The organism is Intestinimonas timonensis (genome assembly GCF_900626145.1).
In the GTDB taxonomy this organism is placed as follows: domain Bacteria; phylum Bacillota; class Clostridia; order Oscillospirales; family Oscillospiraceae; genus Intestinimonas; species Intestinimonas aquisgranensis.
Genome location: NZ_LR130817.1, coordinates 1,023,396 through 1,045,172, shown reverse-complemented (window position 1 = coordinate 1,045,172; position 21,777 = coordinate 1,023,396). Strand labels below are relative to the sequence as shown.

Sequence of the window (21,777 nt, the reverse complement as noted above, 5' to 3'; positions counted from 1 at the left end):
AAAGCCAGCATTTTCAATGCTTTCCGGTATTATATTGCGCTCAGGCCGCTCACTGCTTTGTTTGCCTTCGGCTGCTCTGTCTTCAGCCCCTCCATCAGCCAGCGGTACTGTTGAGGTGTTAAGGCCTGCACTTCCTCCGTGCTCCGAGGCCATTGAAAACTGCCGCTCTCCAGGCGCTTATACAGCAGCAGAAAGCCGTCTCCCTCCCAGTACAGCGCCTTGAGCCGGTCCCGCCGCCGCCCGCAGAAGAGAAACAGCGCCCGCTGAAACGGGTCCATCTGGAACTGGCTCTTTACCAGAGTGGCCAGTCCATCAATGCCCCGCCGCAGGTCTGTGTATCCGCAGGCGATGTACACCGGACAGCTGCAACTAAAATCGTTCAGCATATGTGCAGCATCTCAACCAATATTTTCAGCTGCTCCATCCCACACGACGGATAGATATCCATTCTCACATTCCCGACATACAGCGTAGCGGAATGTTCTGCTTCGTTGCGGCATTCCTGCCTTGGAATCGGCACTTTTGCAAAGGCAACCCTGTCCTGTCCTTCCTGCTGTGCCATGCTGCCAGCAACAGACAGTACTTCTCGCTCCCAGCGATAATATGTAGTTGGTGTGATTCCCTGTTGCCTGCACCATTCCCGAACCGATCGCCCGCTGCTCCGGCATTCCTTGATTGCTGAAGCCCATTCCTGTAACTGTGCCTGGTGTTTCAACTCGATAGATGTCACTGCAAGACCCCCCGTACAAAATAGTGCTGGAACGTTCCGCTACGTTCCAGCACTATTATCTCATACATGTCTATCCGCCTGCTCTTTTGACGGTTACGTTTATGACACAATGAGCAAAGGGAAACCTGGACCAAATCCGGGTTTCCCTTTTTGTGTTTTATTCTGCTTTTTCTACAATTCCATAGTCAATCAAGATATTTTCATCCCCGTGTGCGGGATAGACAATACCCGTCATCTCGTAGTCGTAGCGTTTCACCTTGCGGAACGGCTTTAACAGTTCTGGAGCATAGGCAGCAGTCTGGCACCCCTCGTATTCCGGCATGCCAGACAGATCTTGAGCCGCTGCTTCGACCAGAGCCTCCGTGACTTCATAGATGTCTGTACCAAATTCCACAGCCACCAGTTCGTGTTTTGTCACATCCTTCTCTATGCTTCCAGGGGATCGGTACAGAAGATATTTCATGTCGCTCAAACCTCCTCCTGTTGTTCTGCCTACCATCATTTTAGCGTAGGAACGTAGGAAACGCAATATGAATTAAACCCAATTTCAGTAAAAGCACTGTTTTCTTTCCATTTGTCAGCAAATTTCGACCTTCCGACTGTGTTATCATTCTTTCGACTTCAACTATATGATATATTAAAAGTTTTATAGAAAGAGTGATCTCGGTGCGCAATTCTTTTTGAATCAAAACAACTGTATAACCCGTGGCATAGAAAAGAGGATTTTCTAGACCGTCCGCTGAAACGGAAAAGAAAATCCTCTTTTCTTTTGCTATTTGACAGACCCGGCCCCGGGGAATCCGTTTGTGTTAGGCATATCGAATTTTGTCGTAAAAACGATGAGATTCGATATGCCTTTTTTTATTTGCAGTTTGATTGGTTTACAGCGCACTGGCATCCCTCCATACACAAAGGCTAGGAAGGAAGCATCCGACTTGTCATATCTGGTGGCGATTCTGCGAAACCACTTGATTTTCTGGAAAAAACACTCCACCAGATGGCGTTCTTTATACAGATGCCAGTCAACCGGCCAGGGATCGGAAACGTTGCTTTGCGGCGGGATCACATAGCTGGCCCCGTGCGCTGAGATATATTCCCGAATCGTCCGGGCACCATAGGCCCGGTCTGCCAGCACGGCACTCCCGCCGATTCTGACCTTTTTCAGCAGTTCAACAGCGTGAACCGAATCGTGGTCATTTCCAGCGGAGAGAAGGAACTCCACCGGGTTTCCCAGACCGTCTACGACAGCGTGGAGCTTTGTGTTCCACCCGCCTTTGGTACGGCCAACCGCCTTATCCGCCGTTTTTTTCCCCGCCATTTGCGCTTTCATGCACCTTTACGCAAGTGGAGTCCATGCTCAGGTTCTCCATATCCGCGTCCGCAGACAGTGTGTGGAATACCGCTTCCAGAGTGCCCTCATTCCGCCATTTGGCGAATCTTGCGTATATAGACTGCCAAGGACCATAGGTCTCCGGCAGCTCACGCCACTGCGCACCGCTCCGGACGATCCAGAGCATTCCGTTGAGCATGATCCGGTTATCCTTCCGGGGACGACCCCGCTTTCCCGTTTCTTCCGGTGGCAGCAGCGGCTTGATTCGTTCCCATTGTTCTTTTGTTAATTCATATCGTTTCATGCTCATAGCTTCGCATAACTTGGTTTCTTGTGCAACTTTTATTTTTCAAACAAGGCCTAATCCCGGTGGAGGCGTCGGTTACGATCCACATACGGCCGCTGCACAGGTAGGCATCCGGCCCCATACGGAGCACGTGGTACTCCTCCTCCGAGATATTGCACTTGGGGACCTGACCCGCAAATCGCCGGAAAATACCGGACACGATCTCTCTCCCCACTGCGAACTCATGCTCTGCCGTCCCCAGCCAAACGATATCCTCGTCCATCTGGGCGATCACAAACTCCACATCGTTGCTATGATAGTAGCGATTCATCATGGCGCTGGTCAGCTCCATGACCTCCTGCACCCTCCGGTCCTCTCTGTCTGTCTCCGGCATGGTCCAATCCCCCCTCTCTGTTTATATGATCGGCAAAATACCCCGTTTCTTTATATCAGGAGCCCATATTTTATAAATAAAGTATCTGATGGGCCAGTCAGCCGCGGCGGAGTTATTTCGTCTCGATATACACGCCCTTCTCCGCAGACCAGCCCACATTGAAGCCCAGGGCCTGGCCCAGGTCCCGGAGCTTGTAGGTAACCGTCAAAGGAGCGGGCGGATAGACATGTATGAGATAATAGTGCTGGAACGTAGCGGAACGTTCCAGCACTATTTTGTACGGGGGGTCTTGCAGTGACATCTATCGAGTTGAAACACCAGGCACAGTTACAGGAATGGGCTTCAGCAATCAAGGAATGCCGGAGCAGCGGGCGATCGGTTCGGGAATGGTGCAGGCAACAGGGAATCACACCAACTACATATTATCGCTGGGAGCGAGAAGTACTGTCTGTTGCTGGCAGCATGGCACAGCAGGAAGGACAGGACAGGGTTGCCTTTGCAAAAGTGCCGATTCCAAGGCAGGAATGCCGCAACGAAGCAGAACATTCCGCTACGCTGTATGTCGGGAATGTGAGAATGGATATCTATCCGTCGTGTGGGATGGAGCAGCTGAAAATATTGGTTGAGATGCTGCACATATGCTGAACGATTTTAGTTGCAGCTGTCCGGTGTACATCGCCTGCGGATACACAGACCTGCGGCGGGGCATTGACGGGCTGGCAAACCTGGTAAAGAGCCAGTTCCAGATGGACCCGTTTCAGCGGGCGCTGTTTCTCTTCTGCGGGCGGCGGCGGGACCGGCTCAAGGCGCTTTACTGGGAAGGAGACGGCTTTCTGCTGCTGTATAAGCGTCTGGAGAGCGGCAGTTTCCAATGGCCTCGGAGTACGAAGGAAGTGCAGGCCTTAACACCTCAACAGTACCGCTGGCTGATGGAGGGGCTGAAGACAGAGCAGCCGAAGGCAAACAAAGCAGTGAGCGGCCTGAGCGTGATCTGATACCGGAAAGCATTGAAAATGCTGGCTTTTTAACCTGTTTTATGGTATCATTTTCTCATGGAAAACGAGAAGAACACTGCCGCAAGCACCCCGGAAATGGTGACCATCTCACGGGCGGAATATGAAGAATTGAAGCTCCAGAACCAATGGCTTCTGGAGCAGCTTGGTCTTGCAAAAAAACGGCAGTTTGGCACATCCTCAGAGCGGCTCCAGGAGGGCCTAATGGACCAACTGTCTCTCATGGCAAATGAGGCGGAGGCCTACGCCTATGGGACGAAAAATGCCACAGCGGAACAGGTGGCGGTGAAGGCCCATGCCCGCAAGCGGCACAGCGGCAATGTACTGGATATCGTGCCGGAGGGAACCCCTACGGAAGTGGTGGAGCACCGCCTTTGCGAAGAAGAGCGCACCTGTGATACCTGCGGTGCCGTGATGGAGGAGATTGGGAAAGAGGTGCACCGGAGCCTGAAGATGGAGCCGGCCCGGTTCTGGATCCGGGAGGATGTGTACTACACCTACGCCTGCAAGCAGTGCGAGGCGGAAACAGGCGAAGGCAATCTCCGGAAAACACCCAAACAGCCGACGCTCTGCCCAGGCAGCTTCGCCTCACCAGAGGCGGTAGCCCATATCATGACGCAGAAATTCGTCATGTACGCGCCGCTGTACCGTCTGGAGCAGGAGTTCCAGCGGCAGGGGCTGAAGCTGTCCCGGCAGACGATGGCCAACTGGATCCTGCAGGCCTCGGACACCTGGCTGCGGCCGGTGTATGACGCCCTGCACCGGAAGCTGTGCCGGGAAACCGTGCTGCACGGGGATGAGACCACGCTGCAGGTGCTGAAGGAACCGGGCAGGACTTCTACAAGCAAGTCCTACATGTGGGTCTACCGGACCAGCGGCTGCGCCGAGTATCCCATTGTCCTGTATGAGTACCAGACCAGCCGGAAGGCGGAGCACGCGGCGGCCTTCCTCAAGGACTTTTCCGGCTGGCTGCACGCGGACGGCTACCAGGGCTACCACAAGCTGCCCGAGAACATCCGGGTGGTTGGCTGCTGGGCTCATGCTAGGCGAAAATTTGACGAGGCGCTGCAAACGCTGCCCAAAGAGAAACGGCAGGAATCTCTGGCGGCCACCGGCGAGTGTTACTGCACCAGGCTGTTTCAGTTGGAGCAGGCTCTCGTGGAACTGACGCCGGAAGAGCGCTATACCAAGCGGCTGGAACTGGAGAAACCGGTTCTGGACGCTCTGTTGGCATGGGCAAATGAGACCAGCGCCAAGACGGCGCCCAAGTCCGCCTTGGGCAAGGCACTGCACTATCTGCGGGAGCAGTGGCCCTACCTGGTGCGCTATCTGGAGGACGGCAGGCTGGAACTCTCCAACAACCGTGCCGAGCGCAGCATTAAGCCATTCGTCATGGGCCGGAAGAACTGGCTCTTTTCCAACACCCCGGCCGGCGCCCAGTCCAGCGCTGTGATCTACAGCCTGATTGAGACCGCAAAGGAGAACGACCTGGATCCCTACCGCTATCTGGTTTGGCTCCTGCACAACGCGCCTGACATGAGCCAGACGGATGAAGCCTGGGCCGAATCTTTCCTCCCGGTGAACGCACCCCAGGAATGCAGAAGTCCTAAATCATAATAGAACTGCAGGCCGCCATCTCAATGCACAGGCACTGAGATGGCGGCCTTTTTATGCGCAGGGAGATTTGACGGTTACCTCTCTGGAACGTGATCCGCATGCTGAACCGGTAATGGACAGCACTACCATGCGCCACCATGCAGACAGCAAAGCGCTCCGCAAAGAGCATGAAAAGAAAATCGCCCTCGGTCATAAAGCTGATGACCATGAAGAGGAACAGACTTGGCAACAAACTCTGACGTAACGATGAACAGGCGAGCCGATACGTGTCGGCTCGCCTGTTTTGCATAGGACAGGTTTTTCAAAAATAGAATGTAATAACCTTGGAGGTGATAGCTATTATTGTCCGACCCTTCACTTACGACAGTGACGCACATATTGTTTCCGGCAGAAAAAGCACCATCACCATCGAAAACCTCTCCCCGCAGCTTTCTGATGAGGAACGCATTGAACAGCGGCGGTGCATCGAGGAAGGGCTGTTTGAGGTTTTTATTAAATATGCAAATCAACATGAAAGTAATAGCTATTTAGGAGCTGCTGCGGTATGATGTACCTGTCAGCAGCTCTTTTCTATGTGAAAGGAGCTACCAAATGAACGCAATCTACACGAGACAATCCGTTGACAGAGCCGACAGTATTTCTATCGAAAGCCAAATTGAGTTCTGCAAATATGAGATGCGAGGTGAAGCATACAAAGTATATACCGACAGGGGCTACAGCGGCAAAAACACAGACCGCCCTGCCTTTGCGGAAATGATGAATGATATCGAAAATGGAATCATCAGCAAAGTAGTTGTCTATAAGCTGGACCGCATCAGCCGCTCGATTCTGGACTTCTCCACGATGATGGAGCGCTTTGAAAAGTACAAAGTTGAGTTCGTATCCACCACCGAAAAATTTGATACCTCCTCCCCTATGGGCCGAGCCATGCTCAACATCTGCATTGTGTTCGCACAGCTGGAACGCGAAACGATTCAGAAGCGAGTCACAGACGCATATTTCTCCCGCAGTCAAAAGAGCTTCTATATGGGCGGCAGAGTGCCGTATGGATTTCAGTTGGTGCCTACGACTATCGAGGGTATCAAAACATCCATGTATGAAATCAAACCCGATGAAGCTGAACAGGTCAAACTGATTTACGAACTCTACTCCAAGCCCGAATGTTCTTACGGCGATATCATCCGGTATTTTCAGGAACACGGTATCCTGAAGAACGGTAAACCGTGGGGGCGCACACGGCTGGCAGATGTGCTTAGAAACCCCATCTATGTTCGAGCAGACCTTTCAGTCTACGAGTTCTATCGTGACCAGGGCGCGATCATGGCAAACGCCCCCAGCGACTTCATCGGAACAAACGGCTGCTATTACTATAAGGGGCAGGACTCCACTGGCCGCAAGCAGATGAATCTGGAGGGCAACCATCTGGTGTTGGCACCTCACGAGGGTATCATCCCTTCTGACTTATGGCTAAAGTGCAGGGCAAAGTGTCTGGAAGCAAAACAAATCAAACCCTACCAGAAAGCCAAGAACACATGGCTGGCTGGAAAGATCAAATGCGGTGTCTGTGGTTATGCGCTGGTAGACAAACACTACTCTACTACACGCTCCAGATACTTCCTCTGCTCTAACAAGCTGAACTCCAGAGCCTGCGAAGGTCCTGGCACGATCTACTCGGATGAATTCGAACAGCTTATCTATGATGAGATGCTCAAGAAGCTGGCGCAGTTCAAGGCACTGAGGAAGCGTAAAGGGAATATCCTTAACCCTGAATTGACCACACTGAATGTGGAGTTGGCACAGGTTGACGACGAGATCTCCTCTCTGATGAACCGTATAGCCGGAGCCGATGATGTCCTCTTCCGCTACATCAGCGAACGGGTGCGAGAACTGGATGGCAAGAAGCAGGAACTGATGAAACGTATCTCTGAGCTGAAGCTTCATAAAGAAGCTGACTACACTGAGATCTGCAACCACCTGACCATGTGGGAAGAGCTGAGCTTCGATGACAAGCGCCAGACCGTGGATCAGCTCATCCGAGTCATCTACGCCACCAGTGATTCCATCAAAATCGAATGGAGAATCTAAGGGAAATTTATGTCCATCTTGTACGCTTCGGCGAGGCGGTCCGCCTGGCCAAGGAGAAAATGGATCAGAAGAACGTCTATTTTACCAATCCCGCCTTCGATCGCTGAAAAATATCACAGGCGGCGCGGAAATACTCCGCGCCGCCTGCTTTATGTTGTTATGCCAGTTCCAAAGCAAACAGTGCTGCGCCCAGAGCGCCGTTGAGCTGAGCCTCATCGGAAATGTGCAGCGGCGCTCCTAAACGGCGCTGGATGGCCTCCGCCACACCCTTGTTTTTGGAGACGCCTCCCGTCATCATATAGGTGGGCTCCCCGCCCAGCCGCTTGCACAGGGCACAGGTCTTGGCCGCCACCGCCTCGTTGAGACCGTGGATGATGTCGGCAGTACTCTTGTTCTGGGCGATGAGGGAGACTACCTCAGACTCAGCGAAGACGGTGCACATGCTGGAGATGGCGATGTCCTCTTTCCAGCTCAGGCCAGCAGTGCTCATCTCATCCAGTGAGAGCTCCAGAGTTCGAGCCATGAGTTCCAGAAAACGACCCGTTCCGGCAGCACACTTGTCATTCATGATGAAATTCACCACATTGCCGGTCTCGTCCACCCGGATGACCTTGCTGTCCTGACCGCCGATATCGATGATGGTGCGCACCGTGGGGTCCAGGAAGAAGGCCCCCTTGGCATGACAGGTGATCTCGGTGATGGACTTGTCGCCCAGCTGGATGGCCGAACGACCGTAGCCGGTGGTGACGGTGGCAGTGATGTCCTCCGGCTTCAGTACGGCCTGGGCCAGGGCTGCCTCCATGGCCCGCTCTGCGCCCGCCGCGGCGCCGGCGCCGGTGGGCAGGATGACCTGGGCCACCAGGTGCTTGTCCTGGTCTAGAATGGCCACATCCGTACTGGTGGACCCGCTGTCGATCCCCGCAAAATATCCCTTCTTCACTTGTCCTCTCCCCTTCCTGGTCAGTGTGGTCTCCGGTGACAGGCTTTCTGCAAAGGCCTCCAGCCGGGTGCGAAGCTGCCCACTGCTCTGTACGGTATAGTCAGACTCCAGCTTCAGCAGCGGAACGCCGCAGTCTTTGCGGAGCTTGGAGTACTCGAACCCGTAGTAATCACAAAACTTCACCGTGTGATAGATGATGCCATGTAGATCGGATGACCGCCGCAAACTCTCCCGACCGGTCACATCGGTCATACGCATGCAGGGGACCTGTTCCAGCAGAGCCTGGGCATAGGGCTCCATGAGCGCCTCCAGATCCGTTTCATCCCCCTCTGGCGGCGGCACAAAGCGGTCATGGACACAGGTGTCGTTGCACACCGGCAGAGGCATGGACTCCGTCATGGTCTGAAAAAGCTTGTCCCCTACCCTGCCGCCCATGACACTGAGATAAGGACCCTCCGGTCGCTCCGACGGGTGGAAGGCGGCCAGGAAACGGTTGGGATCAAAGGTCGTCCCTTTGTAAGCAGCATAGGTCTCTGCCAGCCGCAGCAACTCTGCTTTTGTGCGAGCGACGGCTCTGGAGCCGCTGGTATGGAGCATGTCCAGCAGGAACAGGAAGTCCATCTCGCCCCTGGCTGCCAGAATGTCGTAGACGCTGCGGATGGTGTCACAGCAGTTGACCAGCACCAGCTCCTTCACCTGCCCGGAGAGGCAGGCCTCCAGCACCGACTTGCCGAAGCCGCACAGGTTGGGATGTCCCATCTGGTCACTGAGAGAAAAATTGTCCGGCATCTCATCCAAAACCTGACAGGTGCCTCCCAAAGCCTCCAGCAGCTCCACCGGGGTATATTTACAGATATAATATGTGGTGCTCATTCCTTAGACCTCCCCCCTGCTTTGAACATCTCAACAAAGGCCTCCATACGAGTGGCAAGCTGCCCCTCGCCGCCGTGGCTGCGGTCACAGCCATCTCCGTCCAGTACCAGGCAAGGGATGCCGGCGTCCTCAAAGCGCCGTTTGGCCAGCTGAGCACCGCCCAGGGTGTGCTTACAGCCCCAGTGACAGAACCATACGGCACCATCCGCCTTTACCTGACGAGCGGCATTGATGCCCCGCTGGATGCGCCGCTCCACAGGGCCATTGAAGGCGGAATAGACCACACGTTGAGCCATGGCCCGGTAGGGATCGTCGTCCATGGGCCCCCTCAGCAGGCCTTCAAAGCACATGTCACAAGCTACCACCTGAACCTGACGGTTGTAGTCGGTGACTTGGCGCAGGGGCTGTACCCAGAAGGGAGTGGTGTGCATCCACACCAGCCGTACCCCTTCCGCAGAAGGCGCCTTCTCCGCCTCCTGGATGCACCGGCGAGTATAGGCCTCAGTCTCCGGGGTACCCAGCAGAGTGTGGAGGGCAAAGGCAGAAAACATCTCGCCGGTGAGCTCTCCAATCAGCAGCTTGTCCGCACGGAGGGTCATGTAGCGGTCAAACTGCTCCATGCTCCGCTGGCTCCGGGCCACGGCGGCCCGAAGCTCCTCTTCCTTCAGATGCTGGCCTGTCTCCTTCTCCATGAAGCGGACCATCTCCCGGAGCTGGTCCGCTACATAGTCCACTGCCTGTTCGTCGGTCTCGTAGGGCACGTCCACCACGAACTGTGGGACCTGGAAGTACTCCGCCAGACGACGGAAGGTAAGCATGTTGGCATCGCAGGCCAGGGTGGTATTCAAAATGAACCGGGGCTTTGGCATGAGCCCCTTCTCCGCTGCACCGATGAAGATCCGGTGGTAGGAGCAGAAGGTGTCCGGCAGGCCCTGGCTCTCGGCGTACTGCAAAAAGGACTGCTCGGCCTGGGTGCCAGACAGAAAGCAGCCCAAGCCCTCACAGGAGTATGGATAGAGCCCCATGACCTGCAAGGGCTCGCAGGGCAGGAACAGGCTGGCCATAGCGGAGCGCTCCGAGTGAACCAAAGGCAGCGCCATGGCCCGCATGGTCTGAGCCGCCACCATCCGAGCGGCGGGGCTGTCTTTCAGTCGGGGATCATGGCGGATCTGCAGCTCTTTGGCCCGGTAACCCCTGGCCAGCCAGCGCCTTGCCTTATCAGGGTCCTCCTCACAAGTCTCCTGTACCCAGGCTCCAAATGACGTTACAATATCTCTCATAAACTTCCTCCCAATTACAATCCCTTAGGGCTTGCAAATGCCACAGGGAGTGTATCCCTGATCCAGAAGCTCCTGCCGGTCTCCAACATAGTCCTGACGATTACTGGGGGATATATCCTCCACGCTGGAGCAGGTGGGCAAATGGAACTTTCCGGAGTTGGTATTGATGACATAGGCAGTGCCCACACTTGCGTTCGTGGTCTCCTGAGGCTGGTCATCCTCCTCCAGCCAGCTGTCACCGGTGGCGTAATCGATGACAATCCCAGGCTGAACGTTGTAGGCGTAGACGCAGAAGCAGATGCCCTCGCCCCCGTCCTCCACACTTAGGCCCTCCATGAGGACGCCCCGTGCCACCAGTTCATCCTCCTGAAAGATAGGGGTCACCCGATAGAGCACATGGTTTTCGGTTTCCTTGACGTAGTCGGCCACCTGGTTCTCGAAGGGCAGCATACCGTCCACGTTCAGATAGCGGGTGCCGGTAATGAGGTTCTTTACATTGGCGTTCTCACCGGTGAGCTGGAAACCAATGAGGTGGCAACGGTTGTAAAGGTATTTCCCATCCACAACGTCATACTTGACGGTCTGCCAGCCGGAGGGCTTCACCTGGCCGATGCTCCCTCGGTCTTCCGTGGGCATCAGGTCGATCCCCACATTGGCCCAGGCCACACCGCAGCGGCCCAGTGCGTCCAAATCGCTGTAAGTCTCATAGGAGTTGGTGGTCATATCCTCCTGAGTGAAGAAGGGCTCGTTGTCATTGATTGTCACGTAGGGTTCGCCGCTGTAAGCGGGAAGGTCATCCAGGGAGTAAGACGCCGAAGAACTGGAAGGTAATATTCCTTCACACCCACTGAGCAGTAATGTACAAAACAGTGTTATTGTTATCAGGAGGGCTTGGATTCGTTTCATCGCTGGTAAACCTCTTTCGTGATTTTTTCATGGGAGTGGCCGGAGAAATCGCAGCTGGAAACCAGCCGGAATGCTGAGTCCAGGTCCAGATCCAGCCATTGGTCGGCGGGATAGACCCTGTCCCACCGGTAGAGCACTAGCTTCTCGATTCGTTCCAGGCTGGGGACCAGAGGTGGAAACTCCACAAAACAGAGGGCTCCCTCCTCGGCCTCACGCAGGGGGGCCTCGGACACCCGGGGTACAGCCTCCTGTTCGGCAAACTGCCGGGCTGAATAGGGAGTCATCCAGATCGGTTTTCCGGCAGCCATGGTCAAAACATCCGCCCTCACCACCCGGTCAAGGCTCTGCCGGCGCTGATGAAAGGCCATCCCATTCTTTTTGTCCACGCACAGGAACACGATCATATAAAACGCCCCTTTGGTTCAAAATAGAAAAAATGCATGGGGCGTGTCTCAACCGAGACACGCCCCATAGGGCTGTGACTGCGTTAGGTAGAGTTCCCCTCCAGCAGGCTCAGAAGTTCAGCCTCTGTGAGCACGGGAATGCCCAGCTCGGCGGCCTTTTGGAGCTTGGAGCCGGCGGCCTCGCCCGCCACCACGTAGCTGGTCTTCTTGGACACAGAGCCGGACACCTTTCCCCCCTGAGCCTCAATGAACTCCGTGGCCTCCTTCCGGCCCAGGTGCTCCAGCGTGCCAGTGAGGACAAAGGTCTTGCCTGCCAGGGCCTCCCCTACCGGCGCCTCGGTGCTGTCAAAAGACACACCAGCCTCCCGGAGGGTTTCGATGAGGTGGCGGCTCTGGGGGCTCTGGAACCACTCCAGCAGACTCTGGGCCGTGATGACACCGATATCAGGCACAGCGGTGAGGGTCTCAGCATCGGCGGCCATGAGGGCGTCCAAAGTGCCAAACCGGGCGGCCAGCACCTTTCCCGCCTTCTGCCCCACCTGACGGATGCCGAAAGCAAAAAGCAGGCGTCCCAGGCCGGCGGATTTGGATTTTTCAATGGCGGCGATCAGATTCTCAGCGCTCTTCTTGCCCATGCGCTCCAGCTGTTCCACGTCCTCCACCTTCAGATGGTAGAGGTCGCCGGGACCCTTCACCAGACCGGCCCCCACTAGCGCCTCCACCACAGCAGGACCTAGGTGCTCGATATCCATGGCGTCCCGGCTGGCGAAGTGGACCAAATGGCGCAGACGCTGGGCGGGGCACTCCGCACCGGTGCAGCGGATGTGGGCGCCATCCTCATCCCGTTCCACCGGCGCGCCGCAGACCGGACAGGTCTTAGGCAGGAAATAGGGCTCAGTGCCATCTGGGCGCTTCTCTTTGATCACAGAGACGATCTCCGGAATGATCTCCCCCGCCTTTTGGACCAGCACCGTATCACCGATGCGGATATCCTTCTCCGTGATGAAATCCTGGTTGTGGAGTGTGGCGTTGGTGACGGTGGTACCTGCAAGGCGGACTGGCTTTACAACCGCCTTGGGCGTAAGGACACCCGTCCGGCCCACCTGAACCACGATGTCCTCCACCACGCTTTCCTTCTGCTCCGGAGGATATTTGAAAGCAGCGGCCCACCGGGGGAATTTGGCGGTGGACCCCAAGCGTTCACGGTCCGAAAGATTGTTGACCTTTACGACCGCTCCATCGATATCAAAAGGATACCCCTCGCGCTCATCGCCCATACGACGAATGAGTTCTCCCACACCAGCGATATCAGAACAGCTCTCATGAGGAATAACCTTGAAGTGCTGGCTCACCAGATAGTCCAGGGACTCACTGTGGGTGGTAAAGGTGCGCCCTTCCGCCCATTGGACATTAAAAACCCGGATATCCAGCCGGCGCTGTGCGGCAATCTTGGGATCGTGCTGGCGCAGGGAACCGGCAGCGGCGTTCCGTGGATTGGCAAAGAGCGGCTTCCCCTGAAGCTCCGCTTCAGCGTTCAGGTCTTCAAAGACCTGTTTGGGCATGAAGACCTCGCCACGCACGATGAGCGAAGGCAGAGTCTCCGGCAGGCGCAGAGGGATAGAACGGATGGTTTTGAGGTTCTCTGTCACATCCTCTCCCACAAGGCCATCGCCCCGGGTAGCGCCACGGACAAAAACGCCGTTTTCATATTCCAGAGCCACAGACAGGCCGTCCACCTTGGGTTCCACGTCGTATTCTACCCCGTCGGGCAGGGCTTCCCGCACCCGCTGGTCGAATTCACCCAACTCCTCCAGGGAGAAGACATCCTGAAGGCTCTCCAGAGGCACCCGGTGGACCACTTCGTCAAAGCCCTCGGCCACCGTACCTCCCACCCGCTGTGTGGGAGAATCCGGACTGGCCAGCTCTGGATGGGCGGCCTCCAGCTCCTCCAAACGACGGAGTTTGTGGTCGAAGTCGTAATCGCTCATGGCGGGGTTGTCCAATACGTAGTATTCATAGTTGGCCTGCTCCAGCTCACGGCGCAGGTCCTGGATTTCTTGGATCTCATCCACGAAAGGATCACACCTTTACACAAGTGAATTTTGCGGTAAAACCGGGGACGGCGGCACGCAGAAGCCAGTACAGAAGGTAGCCGACAGCGGCGCCCACCGTGTTGAGGATCAAGTCATCCAGATCCGTGCCCCGGTCGATGAACAGTTGGATGGTCTCGATGCTCAGAGAGGCCAGAAAGCCAACCAGTGTGGAGCGCCACAGATTCCCACGCCGCCAGAGCAGGGCGGTGAAAAAGCCGATGGGCAGGAACATCCCAACATTCCCCAGGAAAAGAAAGGCACTCCAATAGCTGTGAAAGTGGTAAGCGATGCCCCCGGGAAAAGGGGTCAGTAGTCGTGGCAGCTCCTCCGGAAGGTGCTGGAGTCGGGACATTAGGTCCTCCATAGTGGGATAGAAACTCCAGAAGGTGGTCCCCTCCGGCCAGCGGTCGGGTTCCAGCACGTAACTCCACAGATTGGAGGGAAAGACAGTCAAGGCAGCCAGCCCGGCGCAGAAGAGGACAAAAATCAGAAGCGTTCCCTCCCGCAGAGCTGGACTCTTTAAGCCAATCTGCGCCAGATGGCGGCGGCGAATGGGAAACAAAACAAAAAACAGGATAGCACCCACAAAAGCGCAGGGCAGCATCTGGACCACGTAGCGGAGTACATCGCCTGCCGCTTCTTCCAAAAGAGACCACATCACATTGTTCCCTCCCACGTTTTTTCTCATTCTAACACATGGGAGAGGACTCTTTTTTAAAAAAAACTTACGATCCCTCGCTATCCTGAAGGGTCGGAAGCTCCACATAGGTATCCGGGACACTGCCCACAATAATGGTTTCGGCCACGGGGACCTGAGCGCTGATCTCAGCGGGCAGGTCGCCTCCGGGGAGCAAGATATCCACGGAGACGGTCACCTCCAGCAGGATCTGATGCCGCGTTTGGTTGATACCCGCGTCGGAGAACTGGCTCTGAAACACAGCGTGGGCGGAACCCACAGTCATCACATCCACGGGCAGTTCAAAGCCCCGCCCGGAAAAAAAGTTGATCCCTGTCAGGTTACCTACCGGGATGGACAGACTCTGGGTATTGATCTGGCCGATCGCCGCCACTGCGTCACTCAGAATGCTGGTGCGCAGGTCATTTAGCGCTGCCATATTACTGGTGAGGGCGGTAATACGGCCGGTATCGTCCTTTTCCACAGTGATGAGGTCGCTGTAGCTGATCTCCCTGGACTGAATCTCAGCCGTGACGGCACCATCCAGCAATTGAGTAACAGCATTGCTCACCTTGGCCTTTGCCATAGTCTCCACCACCGGTCGGAGCCGCAGTTCCAGGCTGAAAATGAATCCCATAGCCAGCAGGACGCCGAAAAGTCCGGCCAGCCAAAGGTCTCTCCCCTTCCGTCGGAGACGGCGGTAGCGAAATGGCCGACCATGCCAAGCCCGCATAGCAGTCACCTCCTATGGCAACTCTATGCGGGCCATGGCTCGTATCAGTCCTGCAAAAGCTCCTCTACTGCCAGGAGTACGCCGGCCTTGCCGCTCTCATAGGTTAGGCCGCCCTGAAGATAGACGGTGTAAGGCTCCCGCATGGGAGCGTCGGCGGATAGCTCGATGGAAGACCCCTGAATGAAGGCGCCCGCGGCCATGATGACCTGGGAGTCGTATCCGGGCATGTCCCAGGGCTCCGGCGTCACGTAGGAGTCCACCGGAGCACCCTTCTGGATGCCGCGGCAGAAGCGTTTCACCGCTTCGGGGTTGCCAAGATGGATCATCTGGATGATGTCGTGCCGGACCGCTTGGGAGGAGGGTTCGGCCTCATAGCCCAGCAGCTCCATGATTCGGGCGGCAAAGACCGCCGTCTTTACCGCCTGAGCAGTAGTATGGGGGGCAAGGAAAAGGCCTTGATAGAGCAGGCGGTTGTTGCCCAGGGTAGAGCCACACTCCCGACCGATACCGGGGATGGTCATGCGGTAGGAGGCCTTTTCGATGAGGTCCTTCCGCCCGGCCATGTAGCCACCGGTGGGGGCCAGACCGCCGCCTGGATTCTTGATGAGGGAGCCTACGACCAGGTCGGCTCCCACCTGGGTGGGCTCCAGGGTTTCCACGAACTCGCCGTAGCAGTTGTCGACCAGGATGTCCACGTTGGGGTTAGCGGCCTTGATGACACGGCACATCTCCCCGATTTCCGCCACGGACAGGGATGCCCGGGTGGCGTAGCCCTTGGAGCGCTGGATCATGACCACCTTCACGGCGGGGTCCTCCCGGACCACTCTGGCCATGCCCTCCAGGTCAGGCTTATCGTCAACCAATTCTACTTGCTTATAGTTGATTCCGTAATCTGTCAGCGATCCAAAGCCCTTGTCCGTGATGCCGATAACACCCTGAATCGTGTCGTAGGGTGCTCCCACAGCGTAGACCAAGGTATCCCCAGGCTTCAGTGCTCCATACAGGGCGCAGGAGATGGTATGGGTGCCGTTGACAAAGCCGATACGGACCAAGGCGTCCTCCGTGCCAAAGATGTCGGCATAAATCTCCTCCAGCTTGTCCCGGCCCAGATCGTCGTAGCCATAGCCGGTGGTACCAGCAAAGTAGGCTTCTGCTACACGGTGTTTCTGAAATGCCGCCAAGACCTTCTGCGTGTTTTCCTCCGCAATGGCATCGATACGGGCAAACTGCTCTCCCAAGTCCGCCTGAGCCTGCCGGCCCAAGGCGCGGACCCGGTCACTTATCTGTAATGGCATATTCCTTTTCACTCTCTGCTTTCCAATGGTTTTATACATTCATCTGCCAAAAGGCTATAAAGAAAATCGTCATAGAGGATGCCGTCTTTTTCATGATGCTGCCGTAGGACCCCATCTCTCCGAAATCCGCAGGATTCCAGGAGACGGATTGAAGAAACATTAAAAGCTCCAGTTTGGGCCATTATTTTGTTGCAACCTTGATCCAAAAACAGCATGCGGCAGAAGGTCTGCAATGCGGACCTCATATATCCCTTTCCACGCCATTCCGGGCAGAGGTAATAACCTATTTCCATGCTGTGATTTCTGGGATTCCAATCTGAAGCGGTCAACTTTCCAATCAGATATTTTTTATCAGAGGTCCACAGGCCCAAAATAACAGTGTTTGGCTCATCCAGAGCAGACTGATACAGCTTTAGCTTCTCCTCCCTGCTCCGCAGGCGGATGGGACGGCAGGTCATGGTGTCAAAACCATCTTTATCCTCTAGGCTGCGGAGCCAAACCAGTTCTTCCGCTGAAATGGAATCCAGCACCACATCCATAGTTACAGGCTGGCCTCGGCGAAGGCGGCCACCAGTCGGGCGCAGGCCTCTACATCGCCACGGTCCACCATCTCCTGGGGGCTGTGGGTATAGCGGCACGGAATGGAGATGCCACCGGTGAGGACACCCATCTTGCTGACGTGGATGCTCCCAGCATCGGTACCACCAGCCTTGATCACATCAATCTGAGCGGGGATGCCCCGCTCTTTGGCCAGAGACTCCAGTTTGGAGACCATCTGGGGGTGGCAGATGACAGAGGTGTCCATCACCTTGATAGCAGCGCCTCCACCCAGCTTGCTGCTGCCGGTGTGCTTGCTCCCCAGCTCATCTGCGGAGACTGTCACATCCACAGCGATGCCGTAATCGGGGTCGATTGTATAGGCAGCGGTCTTGGAGCCGCGAAGCCCGACCTCCTCCTGGGTGGTAAAAACAAAATACAGGTCATTGTCGCTGTTCTGGAGCTCCTCCAGAGCCATCAGCAGCACCAGGCAGGAAATGCGGTTGTCCATATAGGGGGAAACGAACCGGTCGCCGACGGCATAGGTAGGGGTATCATAGACAGCGGCATCGCCGATCTTGACCATGGCGCCGGCTTCGTCGGCGTCATGAGCACCGATGTCGATATAGAGGTCGTCCAGCGTCATATCCTTGGGGTCTACCGACTCGCTGAGACAGATGACACCGCGGACACCGTTCTTAAAACGTACGGGGGTTGCAATGAGGTCGGGGGCGTGCAGCCCACCCACTTTGCCAAAGCGGAGATATCCCTCATTTTCGATATAGGTGACGATGCAGCCGATGGAGTCCATATGGGCAGCGAACATCACCCGGGACCCACTCCCCTTCTTGTGGGCGATAAGATTGCCCATGGTATCACGGTGGCACTCGTCCACAAAGGGCATGGCCAGTTTCTCCAGCACATCGGCCACCTCGGACTCGTCACCGGCAGGGCCATGGCAGGCGTTGAGGGACTGAAGCGTCTTCAAAAGATCCATACTGTTCTATCCTCCTGTATCACGAGGCCGCCAGGGCTTCGATAAAGTGTTTGACCAGTGTATGCACGTAGTTAAAATCCTGACAGCAGACTACACTGGATGGGGCGTGCAGATACCGGACCGGAGTAGACACTGCCGCCACCCGGACACCTTCCTTGGTGCGCTGGATGGCCGAGGAGTCATTGCCGCCAGAGAGGTAGTTCTTGGTCTGCCAGGGAATGCCGTGCTCTTCTGCCAGCTCCCGCAGCTGCTCAAAGAGAGCACGGTCGTAGATGGTGCCGTTGTCCATGAAGGAGAGCACTGGGCCCTTTCCCAGGATGGCCACCCGGCGATGCTCATCGGTTCCAGGAAGATCGGCTGCCGTAGTTCCTTCCAGTACCAGAGCAATCTCCGGCACAACGGAAAAGGCGGCGCCGAAGGCGCCCCGGGTGCCCACCTCCTCCTGAACAGAGAAGACGAAGGTACAGTCCATGGGCAGTTCTTCCTCGATGAGCTTGAGCATGACAGCACAGCCCACCCTGTCATCCAGGGCCTTGGCCTTGAGCATGCCGGAGCCAAATTCCACAGCATCGCTCTCAAAAGCCACCAAGTCTCCCAGAGCGGTCACACGCTCGGCGTCGGCCCGGTCCTTGGCTCCAATGTCAATATACAGGTCCTCAAAGTCGGGGACCTTTTTCTCCTCTTCGGCACTGACCAAGTGATAGGCCTTGAGACCAATGGCCCCTGGGATGCGTCCACGGCCCACGCTCACCCGCTTGCCGATGACCACCCGGGGGTCGATTCCGCCCACAGGAGCGAATTTCAGATAGCCGTCCTCCGTGATATCGTTGACGATGAAGCCCACCTCATCCATGTGGGCGGTGAGCATGAGCTTGTTTCCCGTGCTTTTCTCCCCACGCTTGAAGACGATGAGGTTGCCCAGGGCGTCTACCCGCATAGAGGCGGCGTAAGGCCTGCACCGCTCCATCAGGTAGTCACGCACATCGTCCTCACCGCTGGAAACACCGTTGAGGAGGCAGAGTTCCTTAACCAGATTCAGCACAGCTCCTTCGCCTCCTTCCCCAGATTTTCCGCAAATGCGGCCAGCAAGGTTGCAGAGGATTCAATATCCGCCAGATCCAGCACCTCGATGGGGCTGTGCATATACTTCAGAGGCAGGGAGACCACCGAGGTGGCGATCCCTTCCCGGACAATCTGCATGTGCCAGCCGTTGGTACCGGTGTGGCCCTCCATGACCTCCAGGTCGTAAGGGATGCCAAGTTCTTTGGCCTTGGACACCATACGCTCGGTCATCCAGCGGGTCATATTGGGGCCGACGCCGATCTGAGGCCCGCCGCCGGTGCCACTGCGCCGCCCTTTGGGATTATCAGGGGTCTTAGCATGGGTCACATCCACCGCCACACAGCAGTCCGGGTGAAGGCTGTAGGTCCCCACCTTGGCGCCGGCGCCGCCCACCTCCTCACGGGTGCTGCCCATGATATAGAGGTCCACATCTAGGGTCTTGTCCCGGAGGAGTTCTGCCGTCCGCAGTAGAATGGTGAAGCAAGAGCGATCGTCCATGGATTTGCCGCAGACCTTGCCATTCATAAGGTCAAAGCAACTCCCACGGGAGACCATTGGGGTGCCGATGGGGACCCGTCGCTGGGCCTCCTCCTGACTCATGCCGATGTCTACCCGAAGCTGGTCAATGGGGATAGACTTCTCCTTGTCTTCTGCCTTGAGTACATGAGGAGGCAGACAGGCCACCACGCCCAGAATGGGGGTGCCGGTCAGCACGGTCAACTCACGGTCGGGCAGCATCCTGGGGTCTACCCCGCCGATGGTACGGAAACGGAGGAAGCCCTCCTCAATACCGGTGACGATGAGACCGATCTCATCCAGATGAGCGTCCAACAGCAGCCGTGGGGCACCGGGGCGGCCGCACAGCCGTACCCCCACCGCATTGCCGAAGCGATCTACGTTGGCCTCATCCAAAAACGGCCGCATCAGGTCGGCAGCCTGCATAGCCACCATACGTTCAAAGCCCGAGGGGCCAGCCATGGCGCTCAGACGGCCCAAAACTTCTCTTGTGTCCAAATATTCCACTCCTTTCCGCGGAAAACCGCATTTTGCCCAAAGGGGCTTACAGCTCGTAAATGATCTTTTTAAAGGCCTCGCCCCGCTGAGCAAAATTCTTGAAATGATCGAAGGAGGCGCAGGCCGGCGAGAGGATAACCACGTCTCCGGGCTGTGCCATGCTGTGGGCAGCCAGAACAGCGGCGTTGAAGTCCTCATACTTGGAGATGGGCGGCTCACCGTGATAGGCCGGACAGCTCCGGATGGCGTCGGCGATCCGGTCCGCCGTATCACCGGTAAGAATGAGGTACTTTACATGCTCCACCACCTCGGGACCCAGCACATCGAAGGGAATGTGCTTATCGTAGCCACCGGCGATAAGAATCACCTTCTCCTTGAAGGAGCGCAGGCCGGCAATGGTACGGGAGGGGCTGGAGGCGATGGAGTCGTTGTAGTAGCGCACGCCGTTGAGGGTGCGCACCAGCTCGATGCGGTGCTCCACTCCGGCGAATTTGGAGGCAAAGCTCCGAATCACCTGGTCAGGCACCAGCCCATCCACGGCGGCAATGGCAGCCATGTAGTTTTCTACATTGTGATCGCCGGGCAGCAGGATGTCCTCCAGGGGGAGCACCAGCCGGGAGCCCTCCGGAGACACCACCCAGATCGCGGTGTCTCTCAGACAGACGCCCTCACTGAGAGCCTGCCTGCGGCTGAAGAACACGGCCCGTCCAGGCGCCGATTCCGCAAAGTTCCGGGTGATGTCATTGTCAAAGTTAAAAACGGCTTTCCCTTGGGGCGACTGATGGGTAAAGATATTTTCCTTTGCGGCGATATATTCCTCCATGGATTTGTGGACGTCCAAGTGGTTGGGAGCCAGATTGGTGACTACGGCGATGTCGGGGCTCCGGTCCATGGTCATGAGCTGGAAGGAGGAGAGTTCCAGCACAGCGTAGTCATCGGGTTCCATGCCGTCCACATCGGCCAGCAGGGGTTTTCCAATGTTGCCGCCCACAAAGGTGTGGTATCCCGCCTCACGGAGCAGGCTGGCGATGATGGTGGTGGTCGTCGTCTTACCGTCACTGCCGGTGACAGCGATGGTGTGGCAGGGACAGACCTGGAAAAACACCTCCATCTCGGAGGTAATGACACTGCCCTTGGCCTGTGCCAGCAGCAGCTCCGGCACATCGGGCCGCATACCGGGGGTGCGGAAGATCACATCGTGGTCCAATCCCTTTAAATAGTCAGGACCCAGTCTTAGCTCAGCGCCCAGGCTTTCCAGCTCCTCGGTGAGCCCGCCGAAGTCCTCGCGGCGATTCCGGTCACAGGCGGTAACTTTGATTCCCGCCCGCAGGAGCATCTTGATGAGCGGCGTATTGGATACGCCAATGCCAATGACAGCGACGGATTTTCCCTTGAGTCCCGCCAAATATTCTTGAATGGTGGTCGGCATAGCCATTTCCCCTTTCGGTTCTCCAGTCAGGCGCAGCAGCAACTATGCGGAGCACAGCCGCTGCGTGCATGCGAAACGGGCCA

Annotated in this window: 23 protein-coding genes and 1 pseudogene; 6 read left to right on the top strand and 18 right to left on the bottom strand. The window is 56.5% G+C overall.

The window, feature by feature from the left end; all coding sequences use genetic code 11:
* Positions 1 to 29 precede the first annotated feature (29 nt).
* The 5 genes and pseudogenes from tnpB (E0E29_RS11935) to E0E29_RS11915 form a co-directional block, all read right to left on the bottom strand.
* Positions 30 to 386, bottom strand: a complete 357-nt coding sequence (gene tnpB / locus E0E29_RS11935) for an IS66 family insertion sequence element accessory protein TnpB (protein WP_130848408.1) — start codon at positions 384 to 386, stop codon at positions 30 to 32.
* The gene (gene tnpA, locus E0E29_RS11930) at positions 380 to 730 is read right to left on the bottom strand and encodes an IS66 family insertion sequence element accessory protein TnpA (RefSeq protein ID WP_130849972.1); all 351 of its coding nucleotides are present in this window, start codon (positions 728 to 730) and stop codon (positions 380 to 382) included. The genes tnpB (E0E29_RS11935) and tnpA (E0E29_RS11930) overlap by 7 nt, the downstream gene beginning before the upstream one ends.
* A 157-nt stretch (positions 731 to 887) precedes the next feature.
* A complete protein-coding gene (locus tag E0E29_RS11925; protein ID WP_130850019.1) occupies positions 888 to 1,193 on the bottom strand; it encodes a carboxylate--amine ligase in 306 nt (101 codons plus the stop codon).
* A 441-nt stretch (positions 1,194 to 1,634) separates the two neighbouring features.
* A pseudogene (locus E0E29_RS11920) lies at positions 1,635 to 2,370 on the bottom strand (IS5 family transposase); the annotation flags it as partial.
* Positions 2,351 to 2,740 carry a nuclear transport factor 2 family protein gene (locus tag E0E29_RS11915; protein ID WP_130850018.1) on the bottom strand — a complete coding sequence of 130 codons (390 nt, stop codon included), beginning with the start codon at positions 2,738 to 2,740 and terminating at the stop codon, positions 2,351 to 2,353. The gene E0E29_RS11915 and the pseudogene E0E29_RS11920, both read right to left, overlap by 20 nt.
* A gap of 294 nt (positions 2,741 to 3,034) precedes the next feature.
* On the opposite strand from E0E29_RS11915, the gene tnpA (E0E29_RS11910) reads away from it, so the two are divergent.
* From tnpA (E0E29_RS11910) to E0E29_RS11890, 6 genes are all read left to right on the top strand, one after another.
* On the top strand, positions 3,035 to 3,385 hold the full coding sequence (gene tnpA / locus E0E29_RS11910) for an IS66 family insertion sequence element accessory protein TnpA (protein ID WP_130849972.1): 351 nt from the start codon (positions 3,035 to 3,037) through the stop codon (positions 3,383 to 3,385).
* Positions 3,379 to 3,735 (top strand): IS66 family insertion sequence element accessory protein TnpB, encoded by a 357-nt coding sequence (tnpB, locus tag E0E29_RS11905; protein ID WP_130850017.1) that lies wholly within the window; start codon positions 3,379 to 3,381, stop codon positions 3,733 to 3,735. Before tnpA (E0E29_RS11910) ends, tnpB (E0E29_RS11905) begins: the two co-directional genes overlap by 7 nt.
* Positions 3,736 to 3,792: 57 nt before the next feature.
* The gene (tnpC, locus tag E0E29_RS11900; protein ID WP_207303601.1) at positions 3,793 to 5,370 is read left to right on the top strand and encodes an IS66 family transposase; all 1,578 of its coding nucleotides are present in this window, start codon (positions 3,793 to 3,795) and stop codon (positions 5,368 to 5,370) included.
* 67 nt (positions 5,371 to 5,437) lie between these two features.
* Entirely contained in the window at positions 5,438 to 5,614 is a 177-nt protein-coding gene (locus E0E29_RS18235) for a hypothetical protein (protein ID WP_165449805.1), read from the top strand.
* Positions 5,615 to 5,693: 79 nt separating this feature from the next.
* Positions 5,694 to 5,918: a hypothetical protein gene (locus E0E29_RS11895; protein ID WP_130850016.1), complete on the top strand. Its 225-nt coding sequence runs from the start codon at positions 5,694 to 5,696 to the stop codon at positions 5,916 to 5,918.
* A gap of 43 nt (positions 5,919 to 5,961) precedes the next feature.
* Positions 5,962 to 7,455 (top strand): recombinase family protein, encoded by a 1,494-nt coding sequence (locus E0E29_RS11890; protein ID WP_130850015.1) that lies wholly within the window; start codon positions 5,962 to 5,964, stop codon positions 7,453 to 7,455.
* Between the two features lie 157 nt (positions 7,456 to 7,612).
* Here the strand turns inward: E0E29_RS11890 and E0E29_RS11885 are convergent, their stop codons facing one another.
* From E0E29_RS11885 to murD, 13 genes are all read right to left on the bottom strand, one after another.
* On the bottom strand, positions 7,613 to 9,268 hold the full coding sequence (locus E0E29_RS11885; RefSeq protein WP_130850014.1) for an acyl-CoA dehydratase activase: 1,656 nt from the start codon (positions 9,266 to 9,268) through the stop codon (positions 7,613 to 7,615).
* On the bottom strand, positions 9,265 to 10,548 hold the full coding sequence (locus tag E0E29_RS11880; RefSeq protein WP_242622485.1) for a 2-hydroxyacyl-CoA dehydratase subunit D: 1,284 nt from the start codon (positions 10,546 to 10,548) through the stop codon (positions 9,265 to 9,267). The genes E0E29_RS11885 and E0E29_RS11880 overlap by 4 nt, the downstream gene beginning before the upstream one ends.
* A gap of 24 nt (positions 10,549 to 10,572) precedes the next feature.
* Positions 10,573 to 11,454 carry a DNA/RNA non-specific endonuclease gene (locus E0E29_RS11875; protein ID WP_130850013.1) on the bottom strand — a complete coding sequence of 294 codons (882 nt, stop codon included), beginning with the start codon at positions 11,452 to 11,454 and terminating at the stop codon, positions 10,573 to 10,575.
* A complete protein-coding gene (locus E0E29_RS11870) occupies positions 11,451 to 11,858 on the bottom strand; it encodes a ribonuclease Z (RefSeq protein ID WP_130850012.1) in 408 nt (135 codons plus the stop codon). The genes E0E29_RS11875 and E0E29_RS11870 overlap by 4 nt, the downstream gene beginning before the upstream one ends.
* A gap of 83 nt (positions 11,859 to 11,941) precedes the next feature.
* Positions 11,942 to 13,930, bottom strand: coding sequence for an NAD-dependent DNA ligase LigA (ligA, locus tag E0E29_RS11865; protein WP_130850011.1), 1,989 nt, complete (start codon positions 13,928 to 13,930; stop codon positions 11,942 to 11,944).
* Between the two features lie 7 nt (positions 13,931 to 13,937).
* Entirely contained in the window at positions 13,938 to 14,609 is a 672-nt protein-coding gene (locus E0E29_RS11860; RefSeq protein ID WP_242622550.1) for a VanZ family protein, read from the bottom strand.
* Positions 14,610 to 14,676: 67 nt separating this feature from the next.
* Complete coding sequence (gene yunB, locus E0E29_RS11855; RefSeq protein ID WP_130850009.1) at positions 14,677 to 15,360, bottom strand: sporulation protein YunB; 684 nt, start codon at positions 15,358 to 15,360, stop codon at positions 14,677 to 14,679.
* Positions 15,361 to 15,404: 44 nt separating this feature from the next.
* On the bottom strand, positions 15,405 to 16,655 hold the full coding sequence (locus tag E0E29_RS11850) for a methionine gamma-lyase family protein (RefSeq protein ID WP_130850008.1): 1,251 nt from the start codon (positions 16,653 to 16,655) through the stop codon (positions 15,405 to 15,407).
* An 8-nt stretch (positions 16,656 to 16,663) separates the two neighbouring features.
* Positions 16,664 to 17,194, bottom strand: coding sequence for a GNAT family N-acetyltransferase (locus tag E0E29_RS11845; RefSeq protein ID WP_130850007.1), 531 nt, complete (start codon positions 17,192 to 17,194; stop codon positions 16,664 to 16,666).
* A 2-nt stretch (positions 17,195 to 17,196) separates the two neighbouring features.
* Positions 17,197 to 18,189: a M42 family metallopeptidase gene (locus tag E0E29_RS11840; protein ID WP_130850006.1), complete on the bottom strand. Its 993-nt coding sequence runs from the start codon at positions 18,187 to 18,189 to the stop codon at positions 17,197 to 17,199.
* 19 nt (positions 18,190 to 18,208) lie between these two features.
* Positions 18,209 to 19,231, bottom strand: coding sequence for a M42 family metallopeptidase (locus E0E29_RS11835; protein WP_130850005.1), 1,023 nt, complete (start codon positions 19,229 to 19,231; stop codon positions 18,209 to 18,211).
* Entirely contained in the window at positions 19,225 to 20,265 is a 1,041-nt protein-coding gene (locus E0E29_RS11830) for a zinc-binding metallopeptidase family protein (protein ID WP_242622484.1), read from the bottom strand. The genes E0E29_RS11835 and E0E29_RS11830 overlap by 7 nt, the downstream gene beginning before the upstream one ends.
* Before the next feature lie 46 nt (positions 20,266 to 20,311).
* Positions 20,312 to 21,694: a UDP-N-acetylmuramoyl-L-alanine--D-glutamate ligase gene (gene murD, locus E0E29_RS11825; RefSeq protein WP_130850004.1), complete on the bottom strand. Its 1,383-nt coding sequence runs from the start codon at positions 21,692 to 21,694 to the stop codon at positions 20,312 to 20,314.
* Between the last annotated feature and the right edge of the window lie 83 nt (positions 21,695 to 21,777).